This window comes from Actinoplanes subglobosus, assembly GCF_042650585.1.
Lineage (GTDB): Bacteria > Actinomycetota > Actinomycetes > Mycobacteriales > Micromonosporaceae > Actinoplanes > Actinoplanes subglobosus.
Map to the genome: position 1 here is coordinate 162,013 of NZ_JBHSBL010000013.1, position 15,504 is coordinate 177,516.

Genomic DNA, 15,504 nt, shown 5'->3' on the forward strand with positions numbered 1-15,504 from the left:
GCCGGTGAGGATCAGCAGGCCGAGGGCGACGGCGGTGCCGCCGGGGCCGGCGGTGGCGAAGACCGGGACGTACACGCCGATGTTTCGCGGCCGTCGGCGAACGTCACCGGGCCACCGCGGTGGCCGAGTACCATCGCCGGATGCCCGAGCGTCCCCCGCTGATGCGCACCCTGGTCGCCCTCGCCGTGACGCTGGCCGCCGGGGCCGCGCTGCTGTTCGGGGCGCCCGCCCGGTCCGGCCCGCCGCAGCCGCTGTCGGTCGGGGCGGCCTGGCCCGGCGCCGAGCGGGGCAGTGTCCCGTCGCACCTGGCCGACGGCAGCACCTACGCCCCAGGGCTGTTCCTCGACGCGCGGACCTCGATCGGGACGGCCCGATCGGCCGACAACAAGACCCTGCGGCTGCTCGTCATCGGCCCCGAGGGCAGCGAGCGGCAGCTGCGGCGGGTGCCGTCCACCGACCGGGGCCCGTTCAGCGCCCTGACCAGTTCCGGCGACACCCTGGTCTGGGTGGAGACGGTGAAGTCGAAACCGCAACTGTGGACGGCCGATCTGCGCTCGGACGGGTCGGCGCGGATGCTGACCGCGGACGTCGGCGGGCTGCGGCTCTACGACTCGCAGTTCGACGTGACCGTCGCCGGCGGCATCGTGCGCTGGGCGGCGGCCGAGGGTGACGGCACCGAGTTCCGGTCGGTCGCGGTCACCGGTGGGCCGGTCACCGTGCAGCGGGTCGCCGGTAACTGGGGGCTGTCGGCGTGGCCGTGGGCGGTCGACGGGCAGACCTCGGCCACCGGTACGAGCACCCTGCGCAACCTGTCCACCGGGCAGGACGTCGCGGTGCCGACGGCGCGGCGGGCGGTCACCGCGTGCAGTCCCGCCTGGTGCGAGCTGGTCTCCCTGAACGAGGAGGGCGACACCCGCATCGAGTTGTCCCACCCGGACGGGTCGGCCCGGCGGGTGGCCGCCGAGGGCCCGGTGGGGACGGTGATCGGTGACGTCGTGGTGCTCGACCGGTTCGCGGTGTTCGGGCGAACCGGGCCGCAGTCGGAGCTCAGCGGCAACCAGGAGCTGCTCGTCTACGACCTGACCGACCGCAGCACGGTTCTGGTCAGCCCGGACGCCGCCGACATCTCGTACCGGGGCGGCGTCCTGTGGTGGTCGACCGGTGACCGCAACTCCTACGTCCGCAACTCGCTCGATCTGCGGACGGTCTGATCAGGCGTAGGGCTGTTTCGGCTGCTCGATCTCCTGCCAGGTGCGCACCTCGACGAACGCGAGCTGCGCCTTGTTGACCGGGTCGGTGCCGATCTCCGGGCTGTAGACGCCGACCACCTCGACCCACGCGTCCGGTGGCGCGTCGATCGGGGCGCCGGACAGACCGATCTTGATGGGGCGGCCGTCGGCGGCGCAGCAGGCGAGCACCATCCGCGCCAGCATCGGCCTGCCGTCCGCACCGGGAGTGATGAAACCGGTGAGCTTCACGGTACGGCCGGTCAGGCTCTTGCCGCCGTCGAAGACCGCCCGGCCGGCGTAGTCGAGCAGGCCCACCTCGACCGGGTCGCCGGCCGGAAGCGGCGCGTAGTCGGAGGCGGCGGCCGGGCCGACACTGCCCGACTGGCCCGCCGCGAACGAGCCGAGCGCCGGCGGGGAGATCAGCAGCAGGGCCAGCACCGGCAGCAGGATCAGCCAGCCGACCCGCGGCTCGTGACTGCCGTGCCCGTGCCCGTCGTCGTGACCGTCGCCGTGGTCGTGGTCGTGCTCGGCCTGCTGCTTCTTCGAGGCGCGCAGGTCGTACCAGATGGTCATGATCGCGGCGGCGACCAGAACGATGCCGGCGCCGAGCAGGAAGGGCCGGAGGCCTTCTTTGACGTAGCGCAGGAACGTGTCGGTGAGCGTGGACTTGATGATCGCGCCGCCGAACAGCAGCATGATCACGGCTTGGGTGATGCGGCTCACAACATCACCGCCCCGAATGCGCTGCCGACCGCGATCGCCGCGACGAACGTCGCCGGGGCGAACCGCACCATGAACCGGCGGCCGAAGACGCCGGCCTGCATGGAGATCAGCTTCAGGTCGACCATCGGCCCGACGACCAGGAAGACCAGGCGCGACGTCAGCGAGAACTGGGTCAGCGAGGCGGCGACGAAGGCGTCGGCCTCCGAGCAGATCGACAGGAGTACGGCCAGAGTCGCCAGCACCAGGATGGAGACGATCGGGTCGTCCGCGAGTTTCTGCAGCCAGGCGCCCGGGACCACGACGTTGATGGTGGCCGCCGCGGCCGCGCCGATGACCAGGAAGCCGCCGGCATGCATGACGTCGTGACGGCAGGCGGCCCAGAACGCGCGGGCCTTGGAGGTGTCGTCGAGGTCGGGCCGGTGCGGCAGCCGGATCCACTCGGTCTTGCCCAGCCGCAGCCACAACCAGCCCATCGCCACCGCGACGACCAGGCTGGCCAGGCCACGGGCGACCGCCATCTCCGGCTGCCCGGGAAACGCGATCACGGTGGCGGTCAGCACGATCGGGTTGATCGCCGGAGCGGCCAGCAGGAACGCCAGGGCGGCGGCCGGGGTCACACCGCGCCGGATCAGGGAGCCGGCGATCGGGACGCTGCCGCACTCACAACCCGGAAGGATGACACCGGCCATACCCGCGGCCGGGACGGCCAGGGCCGGATGGCTGGGCAGGGCGCGGGCCCAGAAGCTGCGGGGCACGAACACCGCGATCACGGCCGACAGCAGCACACCGAACACCAGGAACGGCACGGCCTGCACCATCACCGACACGAACACCGTCGTCCAGGTCTGCAGCCCCGGCCCGGACAGCCACCCGGCGAGCCGGTTGCGCACCACGAGCAGCAGCACCAGCACCACGGCCAGCAGCTCCAGCGACCCGATCCGCCACGACTCCGCCTCGGGCGCGACGGTCGGGTCCGGCGCTTTCTCTGAGGTACTCACCAAGTTGCTCCCCTCGGACAGCGTCACAACCTACCCGCTCCGGGGCCCGGCCGGTCGGACCGGATCCTCCGACGGAGGGTCAGCACTTCTTCCCGGTGAACGGTAGGGTTCTGCCTTATGTCCGGTCCCGGCGACGTGCCACCCGAGATCCTGGACCGGCTGCGGCCGATCTGCCGGCGACTGCCCGAGATCCACGAGGAGCCGGCCTGGATCGGCGTCCGCTGGCGGATCCGGGCCCGGACCGTCGCGCACGTCTACACGCCGGACCCGGAGCGCTTCCCGGTCTACGCACAGCACCTCGTCGAGGGTGAGGCGCCGACGGTGATGACGTTCCGCGTACCGCTGGAGGATCTTCTCGGTCTCGTCTCCGCAGGTTTCCCGTTCTTCCGGGCACCGTGGGGCACCAACGTCGCCGCCGTGGTCCTCGGCGCCCACACCGACTGGGACGAGATCGACGAGCTGATCACCGACAGCTACTGCGAGATGGCGCCGAGGTTCCTGGCCGCCCGCGTCACGAGCGGGGCCTGAGCGCGCGGGCGCTGTCGAGGGGGCGGTTATGCTCCGCGGTGTGCCGCAGGACGAGGAGAATCCGGCGCGCCGGCCGGCCGGTGCGCTCGAGAGTGATGTGTTGCGGGTGCTCGTGGGGGCGTCCGAGCCGCTCACGCCTCGTGATGTCCTCGATCGGTTGCGGCTGCCGTTGTCGTACAGCACGGTCGTGACGATCCTGACCCGGATGCACGACAAGGGCATGGCCGCCCGGTATCGGGACGGACGCTCGTTCCGGTATGCGCCGTTGACCGATGAGGCGTCGGTGGCGGCGCAGCGGATGACCGCGGCTCTCGGTGCCGGCAAGGACCGGGCCAGTGTGCTGCGGCGGTTCGTCGCCGGGTTGCAGCCCGGTGACGAGCAGTTGCTGCGCCGGCTGCTCGACGAGGACTGACAGCACCCTCGCGCAGGGCCGATGACCCTGGACAGTGAGGCTAGGCAACCCTAATCTACAGTCTGTAGGACAAAGGTTAGGCAAGCCTGCGCTGAGAGGGAACCATGCTCGCCACGTACCTCATCGGCCTACGCGAAGGACTCGAGGCCACCCTGGTGGTCAGCATCCTGATCGCCTTCCTCGTCAAAGCCGGCCGCAAGGACCGCCTCCCCCAGGTCTGGGCCGGCGTCGCACTGGCCGTCGCCCTGTCCGTCGGCTTCGGAGCACTGCTGTCCTACACCTCCACCACCCTGCTACGCGACTACGACCAGCGGGAACTGTTCGAGGCGATCACCTCGATCCTCGCCGTCGTGTTCGTCACCTGGATGATCTTCTGGATGCGCCGCGCCGCCCGCACCATCGCCGGTGACCTGCGCGGCAGACTCGCCGACGCCCTGCAACTCGGCTCGATCGCCGTCGCCGTGATGGCCTTCCTGTCCGTGGTCCGCGAGGGCCTGGAGACGTCGTTGATCTTCTACTCGGCGGTGCAGGGCGCCGACGTCAACGGCGGGCCGTTGTTCGCGCTGCTCGGCGGCATCGCCACGGCCGTCGTGATCGGCGTGCTGATGTATGCGACGGCCGTCCGGATCAATCTCACGGTGTTCTTCACCGTCACCGGGGTGCTGCTGATCCTGGTCGCCGCCGGGATCGGCAAGTACGGCGTCCACGACCTGCAGGAGTCCGGCGTCCTGCCGGGACTGAACACCCTCGCCTACGACATGAGCACCACCCTGGACCCGTCCGCCTGGTACACGGCCCTGCTGACCGGCATGTTCAACATCACGCCCACCGCCACCGTCGTCGAGTCGATCGTCTGGATCGCCTACGCCGTACCCGTGCTGGTCCTCTTCCTGCGCCCCACCCGCCGCGAGCCGGCTGTCGTTCCCGCACCGCAATAAGTAGGAGAAACCGTGCGCCCTTCGCATATCCTCGCCGCCCTGACCGCCGGGTCACTCGGCCTCACCCTCACCGCGTGTGGCGGCAGCGACGCCGCTACGGACACCACCGCTGCCGCTGGTGGGCCGATCGCGGTCAAGGCCAGCGACACCGCCTGCGAGGTCACCAGGACCGAGGTCGCCGCCGGGACGAGTGTCTTCGCCATCACCAACGGCGGGCAGAAGGTCACCGAGTTCTACGTGTACGCCCCCGGCGACCGGGTGATGGCCGAGGTCGAGAACATCGCCCCCGGCCTGTCGCGGAACTTGCACGTCGAACTGCCCGCCGGCACATATGAGACGGCCTGCAAGCCGGGCATGATCGGCAAGGGCATCCGCGGCCAGTTGACGGTGTCGGGGTCGGCGGCGCCGCTGACCGACGACGCCGCGCTGCTGGCCGCGACCGACAGCTACTCCCGCTACGTCAAGAGCCAGACCGCGGCGCTGCTGGAGAAGACGACCGAGTTCGTCACCCTGGTCAAGAACGGCGACGTCGCCGGGGCGAAGGCGATGTTCCCGATCGCCCGCACCTACTGGGAACGCATCGAACCCGTCGCGGAGATCTTCGGCGACCTCGACCCGCGCATCGACGGCCGCGAAGAGGTCACCGAAGAAGGCCTGAAGTTCGGCGGCTTCCACAAGATCGAGCAGGATCTGTGGCAGAAGAACGACATCTCCCAGTCCGGGCCGGTCGCCGACCAGCTCCTGACCGACGTCAAGGAGATCGTCACCAAGGCCAACGCCGAGAAACTGTCCCCGCTGCAACTGGCCAACGGTGCGAAGGCGCTGCTGGACGAGGTCGCCGCCGGGAAGATCACCGGCGAGGAGGACCGCTACTCGCACACCGATCTCTGGGACTTCAACGCCAACGTCGACGGCTCCAAAGCCGCCATCGCGTCGCTGCGGCCGGTCCTGGAGGAGCGCGACGCCGCTCTGGTGAAGACGCTGGACACCGAGTTCGCCAACGTCGACGCCGCTCTGGCCAAGCACCGCTCGGGTGACGGCTGGAAACTGCACACCGACCTCAGCCAGGCCGACCTCAAGGAACTCTCCGACGCGATCAACGCCCTCGCCGAACCGATCAGCCAGGTGGCGGCCGTGGTCGCCAAGAAGGCATGAGCCGGGTCTCGCGGCGGCGTGCCCTCACCCTCGCCGGGGTGGGGGCCGCCGGCCTGGCCGGCGCCGCCGCACTCACCCAGGTCGACAACGAACCGGAACTCACCGCGGCCGCCGCGGCCACCGACGCTGTCGCGTTCACCGGCGCCAACCAGGCCGGGATCGTCACGCCCGCCCAGGACCGGCTGCACTTCGTCGCGTTCGACGTCATCACCAAGGACCGCGAGCGGCTGATCAAACTCCTCAGGGACTGGACGGCGGCCGCCGCCCGGATGACCGCCGGTAGGGACGCCGGCACGATCGGCGCCGTCAACGGCATCCCCGAAGCACCACCCGACGACACCGGCGAGGCCATCGGGCTACCACCGTCAGGGTTGACCATCACCGTCGGGTTCGGGCCGACCCTGTTCCGCGACGCGGCCGGCAAAGACCGGTTCGGGCTGGCCGCACACCTGCCGCAGGCGTTGGAGCCGTTGCCGAAGTTCACCGGCGACACCATCGACGACACCATCTCCGGTGGGGACATCGCCATCCAGGCCTGCGCCAACGACCCGCAGGTGGCGGTACACGCGATCCGCAACCTGGCGCGCATCGGGATGGGCGCCGTCAGCGTCCGCTGGTCCCAGCTCGGATTCGGCCGCACCTCCTCGACGACCACCGGGCAGGCGACACCGCGGAACCTGTTCGGATTCAAGGACGGCACCCGCAACCTCAAAGCCGAAGAGACCGACCTGCTGCGCGAGCACCTGTGGGTCCAGGCCGGCGACGGCCCCGACTGGCTGACCGGCGGCTCCTACCTGGTCACCCGCAAGATCCGGATGCTCATCGAAACCTGGGACCGGTCACCACTGGCCGAGCAGGAAATGATCATCGGGCGGACCAAAGGCACCGGCGCCCCCATGGGCATGACCGGCGAGTTCGACGAGGTCGATTTCGACTCCGTCGGCGCCGACGGCCAGCCGCTGCTCGCCACCACCTCCCACGTCCGCCTCGCGCACCCCCACACCAACAACAACGCCCGCATGCTGCGACGCGGCTACAACTACGTCGACGGCTCCGACGGACTCGGCCGGCTGAACGCCGGACTGTTCTTCATCGCCTACCAACGCGATCCGCGCAAGGCGTTCATCCCCGTCCAGCGCAGCCTCGCCGCCAACGACGAGATGAACGAATACGTCCGACACGTCTCCACCGGCATCTTCGCCTGTCCACCCGGCATCACCGGCACCGACGACTTCTGGGGAAGCGCGCTGTTCGGTCAGTAGGTCCGGCGATCCGCCGAGCCGGGCGGTGATCCGCGAACGGATCGTCACCCGGCTCGGCGGCACGATCACCGCCGACGACATCCGGATGCCGCGGACGGCCGTTAGTGATCAGGAACTGCACGCCTGATCCGAAGGAATCCCCATGCGCGTCCCGGCGACCGCCCTGCTCACCGTTGCCCTCACCGTCGGCGCGTCCGGTGCCCCGGCCACCGCGTCCCCACCGGACTGGCACGTCACCGGGGTACGGCCGATCGGGCAGCCGATCGCCGTCGGCGGGGTCGCGGTCGGCTACCTGACCCGAGACCGGCGTCTGTACGCCCGCGCCATGCGGCCCGCGGACGGCACGACGATCTGGGAACGCGAGATCACCCCCAGCCGGCAGACGGCCGGCATGGCGATCGTGCCCGCCCGTGTCGGCGACGGCGTCGCCCTCCTGGAGCCGCGCCCGGACAGCGGCCCGAACTGGGCGAGCCTGACCGTCGTCGAGGCCGCCACCGGGCGGGTGGTGCGCAGCAGCCCGCCGGCGATCTTCCGGACCACGGCGTACGGCTGTCACGACGACAGTTCCGCGTGCGCCATGTCGGTGCCACACCAGGGCGGGACGCGCCGCGAGTACCGGCTCGACCTGGCGACCGGCGCCTTCACCCCGCACGGGGCCGAGGTGCCTCGCGCCCGGTCCATCGGCGAGGCCGGGCTGACCGACCTCGGTGACCGCCCGAACGAGCGGATCGCCCTGATCCGCGACGGCGCGGTCCGATGGCAGCGCCCGGTCGCCGACGCGTTCCCCACCGGATTCAGCACCGACAACGGCTGGACCTGGTGGTACGCCGAACAGGCCGGCGTCTACGCGGGCTCGGTCTTCGGTCCCGCCCGCCGGACGGCGAACACCGTCGACCTCGAACTGCACACGCAGACCGCCAGCGCGGGACTCGACGAGCAGACCGGGGCCGTCCTCTGGCGCGACGCCGGCAGCATGACCAGTTGCGCGTACAGCATCGCGCTGCGCGACGAGGCGGTCCGCTGCCGGGTGCGCGGCACCGCGCATTTCGTGGTGTCGCCGCCGAGCGAGTCGTTCACCGATCTGGACGTGGTGCTGGAGGGCTTCGACCCGCGCACCGGGGCGACCCGCTGGACTCTCCCGGCCGGGGCCGCCGAGGCACTCGTCAGTTTCTCCCAGCCGGCCGCGGTCGCCGGTGAGCACACGATCGTCGCCGGGCTACCCGCCGGAGACCGCGAGATCGACCTGCGCGACGGTACGGTCACCGAGCCGGCCGCCGACGCGAGATACTGGTGCCTGTCCCGGGCCCGGTTCGACTTCCACGAGGGCTACACCGCCGGAGACGGCCCCGAACGTTTCGACCGCACCGGCGACAACCTGGCCACCGTCTGCACCGCCGACGGCGGTCCGGCTGACTCGGGCCGCCCGTCACCGGGCGCGTCCCAGGCGATCGGCGCCGTCGTGAACGGCTACGCGGTGGTGGCCACCGCCGACGGCTACCACGGAGTCACCCTGACCGGCTGACGGGGCACGATGCCCGTACCACGGCGGGATCACCGATTCTGCGGGAGATTTCCGCAGTGCGAAAGAGACTCCCGGTACGCAGCTATATCGATTGACATCTATTAACTTGGGTTGCTCGTCCTCGTTTCGGCAACTAAGGAGTGGTGTCGAGCATGTTGCGAAGAATCTCGCAGGGACTCGCCGTCCTGATCATGACGCCGGCCGTGCTGGCCGGCGTCTCCCCCACCGCGTCGGAGGCGGCCACCACGCTGACCGTCGCGGCGGACGGGTCGGCGACCTACCGGACCGTGCAGGCCGCCGTCAACGCGGTCCCGGCCGGCAACACGAGCCGCGTCACGATCACCATCAAAGCGGGCACCTACCGGGAGAGCGTGGTCATCCCGTCCAACAAGCCCTACGTCACCCTGGAGGGCCTCGGATCGAGCGCCTCAGCCACGGTGATCGTCAACAACAAGCCCGCCTCGACCGCCGGCACCACCGGGTCGGCCACGGTCTACGTGCAGGCCAAGGAGTTCTACGGCAAGAACCTGACGTTCAGCAACGACTACGACGAGGCCGCCAACGGATCGTCGCAGGCGCTGGCCCTGGCGCTCTACGGAGACCGAGCCCGGCTGGGCAACGTCCGGGTGATCGCCGACCAGGACACCCTGCTGATCTACAACAGCGCACGGGCGTACATCTGGAGCTCCTACATCGAGGGCACCGTCGACTTCATCTACGGCAACGGCAGCGCGGTGTTCTACGCCTGCCAGATCTACGAGAAGCGCAGCACCGGCGGCTACCTCACCGCGGCCAACACGCCGGCGACCCAGAAGTACGGCTTCCTGATCTACAAGTCGACGATCACCGGAGCGACGAACAACGTCACCTACCTCGGCCGGCCGTGGGGCGCCGCCGGGCAGGTCACCGTCCGTGAGTCCAACCTGAGCGCGACGATCCGGGTCGCCCAGCCCTGGACCGACATGTCCGGCAACTCGTGGAAGAACGCCCGCTTCTACGAATACAAGAACACCGGCGCCGGTGCGACCGTCAACAGTAACCGGGCACAGCTGACCGACGCTCAGGCCGCCGACTACACGCCGCAGAAATACCTGGCCGGAACCGACGGCTGGAACCCGGCCGGCTGAATCAGGGCCGGACGATCAGGCGGACCCGGTCGCCGGAGGATCTCCGGAGGCCACGCCCGGCTCCCCGCCCGCACCCCGGCGGTGACCGGGTCCGCACCCGCCGGTTCGGATCGTTGATGGGAATTCTTTGATCAACGATCCAGGGAGGCATCGACGTGCGGGCGAGGCGTGCAGTCATCGGGGCAACGGCGATCGCGGCGGTGGTGAGCGGCGGCACCGCCGTCCCCGGCGCGGCACACGCGGCGACCGCCGTGCCGGCGATCCGGACGGTGTTCGCGGCCGACGACGCCTATGTGTCCAGCACCCGCACCGGCACCAACTTCGGGACGGCCGAGAAGCTCGTCGTGGGCACAGCCGCCGGCGAGACCCGTACGTCGTACCTGACGTTCCGCACCGGGACCTTCCCGGCCGGCGCCACCATCACCGGGGCTCGCCTGATCGTGCCGTTCGACGGCCGGCCGGTCGCCGCCGCGCTCACCGCCCACCCGGTCAGCGGAGCCTGGAGCGAGGCGACGATCACCGGCGGCAACCGGCCCGCCGCCGGTTCCACCGCCGTCGGGTCCACCGTTCCCCAGGTGACCGACACGACCGCCACGATCGACCTGACCAAGACGGTCACCGGGGCCGGCACCTACTCGTTCGAGCTACGGTCGGCGTCGGCCACCGCCGTGACCCGGATCCACTCGGCGGAGTCCGGTGACCAGAAGACCGCGGGCCCGCGCCTGGTCGTCACCTATCTGCCGCCGACGGCCGGCACCAGCGGCGGATGCACCACCGGGGCGCTGCTGATCCCGTCGTGCGGGGTGCTGTGGGGCGCGGCGGCCGGCGGCTTCACCAGCACGCCGCGGGACACCGCGCTCAAGCAGTGGGAGACACTGACCGGGCGTACGGCGACCATCTTCCACGCGTACCACAAGGGTGACGAGAAGTTTCCGACGAAGTCGGAGATCGCGATGACCCGCGATCCGCAGCGGCCGCGGGTGCTGCTGCTCAACTGGAAGGTCGCGTACGGTTCCACCTGGGCCAAGGTCGCCGCCGGGGAGAAGAACGCCCGCATCGACGCCTGGGCCGACCACGTGAAGGCCGAGTACGGCACCCAGAAGTTCTTCCTGGCCCTGCATCACGAGCCGGAGAACGACGTGCAGGCCGCGGCCTCGTCGGGGATGACCGCCAAGGACTACGCCGCCATGTACCGGCACGTCATCCAGCGGCTGCGCGCCAAGGGTGTCACCAATGTGGTCAACGTGCTCGCCTACATGGGCAACGAGAAGTGGCTGGCCCAGTCCTGGTGGAAGGACCTCTACCCGGGCGACGACGTCGTCGACTGGATCGGCCTGGACTCCTATGTGAGCGTGGAACCCGGCTACTACCACTTCGGCGGGTTCGGCGACCTGCTGGACCGCAAGCCGACCGGCGGCGGGACCGGCTTCTACGACTGGTCGGTGAAGAACCACCCCACCAAGCCGATCATGGTCGCCGAGTGGGGCATGTACCACCGGGTCGCCAAGGTGACCAGCAAGGCCGCCGCCTTCCGAACCGTGCTACCGGAGCTGCGCAAACGCCCCCAGATCAAGGCTGTCGTCTACTTCGACACCGCCAAGGACGACCAGGGCGACCGCAACATCGCCGTCGACACGACCACTGACGGGCTGGCGGCGTTCCGTGCGGTGGCCGCCGACCCGATGTTCAACGTCCGCCTGGGCTCCTGAGACCGGCGGTCCTCATCGGGGCGACCCGGCGAGGACCGGCCGGTCGGCCGGGGAACGCAGCAGGACCACGGCGAACGCCAGCAGCCAGCCGCTCCACAGCACGTAGCCGATGAAGTTGGCGAAATCGACGCCCGGCACGTGCAGCGGCGACACCACACCGGCCGCGATCAGGGCGGCGGACACCCCGCCGAGGACCGTGAACCAGCGCCCGGCCAGCGTACGGCCGAGGGCGACGATCACCAGGATGGTCCAGGCGGCCGTCAGGGCGTACCCCAAGGTCTCTCCGATCAGCGTGCCGAGGACCTGGTGAGCCGTCTCGAAATGCTCGCGCCCGGCGGACGCCACGGACGGGTCGGTGTCCGCCGCGTCAGCGGCGAAGCCGGGCACCAGCAGCGGCCAGCGGGACAGGCCGGCGACCTGCACGACCGCGGCGGCGATCCCGACCGGCACGGCGGCGCGCATCGCGGCCGACCGCGACAACCGGCCGACCCCGACGGCGATCGGTGCGAACAGCGCCGCGGACAGCGCCAGGACGGTGAACCAGCCGGCGATCGGCCCCTGTCCGGCCCGGAACGCGGTGAGGATCTCATCGGTCGGCTTCTTGAGCACGTCCGGATAGTCGAAGACCGTGCCGAGTACGGTGAAGGCCACATTGGTGAGGACGGCGGCCGCGATCAACAGGGCCGCGGTGAGCTTGCGGTTCATTCCAAGACCTTTCCGGGGGTACGGGTGAAGCCGGCCAGCCACGCCACGAAGAGGCTGTCCGGGTGGTCGGCGAGATGCTCACGGGCGAGCGCGTCGACCAGGTCGTCCTGTCCGCCCAGATGGGCGGCGGTGATCGCGACGAGCTGCCGGTCACGGGTCGTCGCCGCCCGGGCACGGGCCCGGCCGAGGAGCACCACCGCGGCCGCCGCCAGCACGGCCGGGTCGCCAGAGCCGGTGGCGCCGGCCAGCACCGCGGAGGGGTCGCCCGCGATGAGCCGCCGGATCGTGTCCCCGCTGTCGTCGGTCATGCGATCAGCGTGGCGAAGGAGGCTGACGCGACGCTGACGCGCGGCTGCGACGGCCTTATGCTCGCGGGCGTGCTGACCGTGGCGATCCTCGGGCCGGTCGAGGTGCGCCGCGACGGCGAACTGCTGGCCGTGCCGGCGGGCCGGACGACCGAGGTGCTCGTCCGGCTGGCGCTGGAGGCCGGGCAGCCGGTGCGGGCCGGCACCCTCATCGACGAACTGTGGCCGGGCGAGGTCGGGGTCTCCCCCAACTCGCTGCAGGCGAAGGTTTCGAAGCTGCGCCGGGTGCTCGGCGATCCGGGGCTGGTCGGGTCGGACGGGCGGGCCTACACGCTGCACGTCGATCCGGCACGGGTGGACGCGCTGGCCGTGCTCGGCGAGGTGACGGATCCGGCGGCCGCGCTGGCGCTGTTCCGCGGTGAGCCGCTGCCCGCGGCGGGCCAGTGGGCCGAGCCGTGGCGGGTGCGCCTGTCGGAGGCACGGCTGCGGCTGACCGAGGAACACCTGGCGGGGCGGCTGGACGTGCCGGGCGTGGTGGCGGAGCTGCAGGAGCTGGTGGCCGGTCATCCGTACCGGGAACGGTTGTGGGAACTGCTCGTCACGGCGCTGTACCGGGCCGGCCGGCAGGCCGACGCGCTGGCCGCCCACGCCCGGGTACGGGCGCTGCTCGCCGACGAACTGGGGCTCGACCCCGGGCCGGCGCTGCGCGACCTGGAGAGCCGGATCCTGCGGCACGACACCACGCTGCGGCCGCCCGCCGGGAACCTGCCGGTCACCGGCGGCGAGCTCATCGGCCGGCACGACGATCTCCTCGCGGTGTCCGAGCTGCTGGCGACGGAACGGCTGGTCACGGTGGCCGGGCCGGCCGGTGTCGGCAAGACCCGGCTCGCCGTCGAAGTGGCCCGGCAGGCGGGCGGCGGCTGGCTGGTCCGCCTGGAGAACGCGCTGCCCGGCACGATCTGGCAGACCACGGGCGAGGCGCTGGGGCTCAGTGAGGCGACCGCCGAGATGGTGCTGGGCCGGCTGCGCGGTCTCGGGTCGCTGCTGGTGCTGGACAACGGCGAGCACCTGGCCGACGACCTGCCGCCGGTGACCGACCGGATCCTGGAGTCGGTGCCCGGCCTGCGGATCCTCGCCACCAGCCAGGTTCCGCTCGGTACGGCCGGCGAGACCGTGCACGTGCTGCGGCCGTTGCCGCTGCCCGACTCGATGACCCTGTTCCGGGAGCGGGCCGTCCGGCAGCGGCGGACGTTCCAGGCCGACGACGCCGTCGTCGAGGCGCTGTGCCGGGCGCTGGACGGGCTGCCGCTGGCCATCGAACTGGCCGCCGCCCGGGCCAAGGCGCTGTCGGCACCGGAGATCGCCCGCCGGCTGGACGACCGGTTCGCGCTGCTCAACGACCCGACCAGCAGGCGGCCGGCCCGGCAGCGGACCCTGCACGCGGCGCTGGCCTGGAGCTACGACCTGCTGTTCCCGGACGATCGGCGCGGACTGTGGGCGCTCGCCTGGTTCGCCGGCGGGGCGAGCCTGGAGGCGGCCGAGCACGTGCTGGCGGCGTTGGACGTACCCGGCACGGTGGCGGTGGACGTGATCACCCGGCTGGTGGACCGGTCGCTGGTGATCGTCGACGACGTGCCGGACGGCGGGGTGCGGTACCGGCTGCTGGACAGTGTGCGGGCGTTCGGCCTGGGGCAGGTGCCGTCGCCCGAGGTGGTCGGGCGAGCCCATGCGTCGTGGTTCGGGGCCGCCGCTGATCGCGCCGCCACCGGGTTGCGTGGTCGTGACCAGGGGGTTCACGTCGCGTTCGGGCGGGCCGAGCGGGCCAACATCGAGGCCGCGCTCGGGTGGGCGGCCGAGCACGATCCGCCACTCGGGTTGCGGATCGCGAACGGGTTCGGGTGGGCGTGGGTGTTCCTCGGCGGTGGGCGGGACGCGGCCGTACGGCATCGGGCCGCCCTCGACGCCGCCCCCGGTGCGCCGGTGGCGGACCGGGTCGACGGAATGCTGTTCACGGCGTGGTTCGAGGCGTCCGGCGGGGATCTGGTGCGGGCCGAGGCCGGGATCCGTGCCGCTCTGGCCCTGGCCGATTCTCCGGGGCTGCGCGCTCGGGCCCAGCTGTTCCTGGCGTTCGTGCACAGCCAGCAGGGGCGGGCTTCGGATGCGCTGGCCGCGCTCGCCGCCTACCGCGACCCGCCCGGCGCGGTCTCCTCCGGCCCGGCCGCAGCTACCCCGGTCTCCTCCCGCCCGATCACGGCCACCCCGGTCTCCTCCGGCGCGGCCGCAGCCACCCCGGTCTCCTCCGGGCCGGTCGCGGCCTCCGGGCCGGTCGCGGCCGATTCTTGGGAACGTGGGGCGTCGTGGCTGCTCACGGCCTGGGCGTCGGTTGCGCTCGGTGACGTTGCGGGTGGGCGGCGGGCCTGCGACGAGGCGGTCCGGCTGCTGGAACCGGCCGGGGACGCGTGGGCGCTCAGCCACGCCGAGGCCCTGCTCGGTGGTCTCGCGCAGGCCGAGCACCGGTTCACCGACGCGGTGGCGCACCTGTCACGGGCGGCCGAGGCAGCGCGGGTCCTCGGGTTCGCGGCGGCGGGTGCCCTGCACCGGTCCAACCTCGGGCGGACACAGCATCAACTCGGGGACACGGCGGCGGCCACGGTGACGCTGGCCCGCGCCGCCGACGACGCCCTTGCGGCCGGTGACCTGCGGATCGTGGCGCTGTCGCAGGTGCGGCTGGCCCGGGTGCTGCGGGCCGAGGGGACTCTCGCCGGCGGTGCTCTCGCCGAGCGGGCCCTCGCTGAGGCGGCGGACCGGGTCCGGGACGCCCTGCACTGGTACGAGACGGCCGGCGGCGGCGACGGTGTCCGCCTGGCCCGGCATCTGTCCGCCGCGCTGGC

General features: G+C 71.5%; 14 protein-coding genes (1 of these 14 only partly in view). 10 read left to right on the forward strand and 4 right to left on the reverse strand.

Annotated features, from left to right (window positions below):
• Positions 1-140: 140 nt before the first annotated feature.
• Positions 141-1,211, forward strand: a complete 1,071-nt coding sequence (locus tag ACFO0C_RS13355) for a hypothetical protein (RefSeq protein WP_378066909.1) — start codon at positions 141-143, stop codon at positions 1,209-1,211.
• Here the strand turns inward: ACFO0C_RS13355 and ACFO0C_RS13360 are convergent, their stop codons facing one another.
• Positions 1,212-1,952, reverse strand: a complete 741-nt coding sequence (locus tag ACFO0C_RS13360; protein ID WP_378066910.1) for a TIGR03943 family putative permease subunit — start codon at positions 1,950-1,952, stop codon at positions 1,212-1,214.
• On the reverse strand, positions 1,949-2,950 hold the full coding sequence (locus tag ACFO0C_RS13365; RefSeq protein WP_378066911.1) for a permease: 1,002 nt from the start codon (positions 2,948-2,950) through the stop codon (positions 1,949-1,951). Before ACFO0C_RS13365 ends, ACFO0C_RS13360 begins: the two co-directional genes overlap by 4 nt.
• A gap of 117 nt (positions 2,951-3,067) precedes the next feature.
• Here ACFO0C_RS13365 and ACFO0C_RS13370 point away from each other — a divergent pair, with 117 nt between their 5' ends.
• From ACFO0C_RS13370 to ACFO0C_RS13405, 8 genes are all read left to right on the forward strand, one after another.
• Positions 3,068-3,478, forward strand: coding sequence for an MmcQ/YjbR family DNA-binding protein (locus tag ACFO0C_RS13370; RefSeq protein ID WP_378066912.1), 411 nt, complete (start codon positions 3,068-3,070; stop codon positions 3,476-3,478).
• Between the two features lie 40 nt (positions 3,479-3,518).
• Positions 3,519-3,890, forward strand: coding sequence for a BlaI/MecI/CopY family transcriptional regulator (locus tag ACFO0C_RS13375; protein ID WP_378066913.1), 372 nt, complete (start codon positions 3,519-3,521; stop codon positions 3,888-3,890).
• Positions 3,891-3,994: 104 nt separating this feature from the next.
• Positions 3,995-4,828 carry an iron uptake transporter permease EfeU gene (gene efeU, locus ACFO0C_RS13380; protein ID WP_378066914.1) on the forward strand — a complete coding sequence of 278 codons (834 nt, stop codon included), beginning with the start codon at positions 3,995-3,997 and terminating at the stop codon, positions 4,826-4,828.
• 12 nt (positions 4,829-4,840) lie between these two features.
• Positions 4,841-5,983, forward strand: coding sequence for an iron uptake system protein EfeO (gene efeO, locus ACFO0C_RS13385; protein ID WP_378066915.1), 1,143 nt, complete (start codon positions 4,841-4,843; stop codon positions 5,981-5,983).
• Positions 5,980-7,245, forward strand: coding sequence for an iron uptake transporter deferrochelatase/peroxidase subunit (gene efeB / locus ACFO0C_RS13390; RefSeq protein ID WP_378066916.1), 1,266 nt, complete (start codon positions 5,980-5,982; stop codon positions 7,243-7,245). Before efeO ends, efeB begins: the two co-directional genes overlap by 4 nt.
• Before the next feature lie 142 nt (positions 7,246-7,387).
• The gene (locus tag ACFO0C_RS13395; RefSeq protein WP_378066917.1) at positions 7,388-8,767 is read left to right on the forward strand and encodes a hypothetical protein; all 1,380 of its coding nucleotides are present in this window, start codon (positions 7,388-7,390) and stop codon (positions 8,765-8,767) included.
• A 152-nt stretch (positions 8,768-8,919) separates the two neighbouring features.
• Positions 8,920-9,894 carry a pectinesterase family protein gene (locus ACFO0C_RS13400; RefSeq protein ID WP_378066918.1) on the forward strand — a complete coding sequence of 325 codons (975 nt, stop codon included), beginning with the start codon at positions 8,920-8,922 and terminating at the stop codon, positions 9,892-9,894.
• Positions 9,895-10,049: 155 nt separating this feature from the next.
• The gene (locus ACFO0C_RS13405) at positions 10,050-11,603 is read left to right on the forward strand and encodes a CBM96 family carbohydrate-binding protein (protein ID WP_378066919.1); all 1,554 of its coding nucleotides are present in this window, start codon (positions 10,050-10,052) and stop codon (positions 11,601-11,603) included.
• A gap of 12 nt (positions 11,604-11,615) precedes the next feature.
• Here the strand turns inward: ACFO0C_RS13405 and ACFO0C_RS13410 are convergent, their stop codons facing one another.
• Positions 11,616-12,308: a hypothetical protein gene (locus ACFO0C_RS13410; protein ID WP_378066920.1), complete on the reverse strand. Its 693-nt coding sequence runs from the start codon at positions 12,306-12,308 to the stop codon at positions 11,616-11,618.
• On the reverse strand, positions 12,305-12,616 hold the full coding sequence (locus ACFO0C_RS13415) for a hypothetical protein (RefSeq protein ID WP_378066921.1): 312 nt from the start codon (positions 12,614-12,616) through the stop codon (positions 12,305-12,307). Before ACFO0C_RS13415 ends, ACFO0C_RS13410 begins: the two co-directional genes overlap by 4 nt.
• 57 nt (positions 12,617-12,673) lie before the next feature.
• Here ACFO0C_RS13415 and ACFO0C_RS13420 point away from each other — a divergent pair, with 57 nt between their 5' ends.
• Positions 12,674-15,504, forward strand: partial view of a BTAD domain-containing putative transcriptional regulator gene (locus ACFO0C_RS13420; protein WP_449190932.1) — the 5' portion only. It continues 79 nt past the right edge of the window; 2,831 of the gene's 2,910 nt are visible here — the first part of the coding sequence; it begins with the start codon at positions 12,674-12,676; its stop codon lies beyond the right edge, outside the window.

Bases quoted from the DNA above. Each gene is read 5' to 3' on its own strand.
- ACFO0C_RS13355 (WP_378066909.1), top strand. From the start codon at position 141: ATGCCCGAGCGTCCCCCGCTGATGCGCACCCTGGTCGCCCTCGCCGTG.
- ACFO0C_RS13370 (WP_378066912.1), top strand. From the start codon at position 3,068: ATGTCCGGTCCCGGCGACGTGCCACCCGAGATCCTGGACCGGCTGCGG.
- efeU (WP_378066914.1), top strand. From the start codon at position 3,995: ATGCTCGCCACGTACCTCATCGGCCTACGCGAAGGACTCGAGGCCACC.
- efeB (WP_378066916.1), top strand. From the start codon at position 5,980: ATGAGCCGGGTCTCGCGGCGGCGTGCCCTCACCCTCGCCGGGGTGGGG.
- ACFO0C_RS13395 (WP_378066917.1), top strand. From the start codon at position 7,388: ATGCGCGTCCCGGCGACCGCCCTGCTCACCGTTGCCCTCACCGTCGGC.
- ACFO0C_RS13400 (WP_378066918.1), top strand. From the start codon at position 8,920: ATGTTGCGAAGAATCTCGCAGGGACTCGCCGTCCTGATCATGACGCCG.
- ACFO0C_RS13410 (WP_378066920.1), bottom strand. From the start codon at position 12,308: ATGAACCGCAAGCTCACCGCGGCCCTGTTGATCGCGGCCGCCGTCCTC.
- ACFO0C_RS13415 (WP_378066921.1), bottom strand. From the start codon at position 12,616: ATGACCGACGACAGCGGGGACACGATCCGGCGGCTCATCGCGGGCGAC.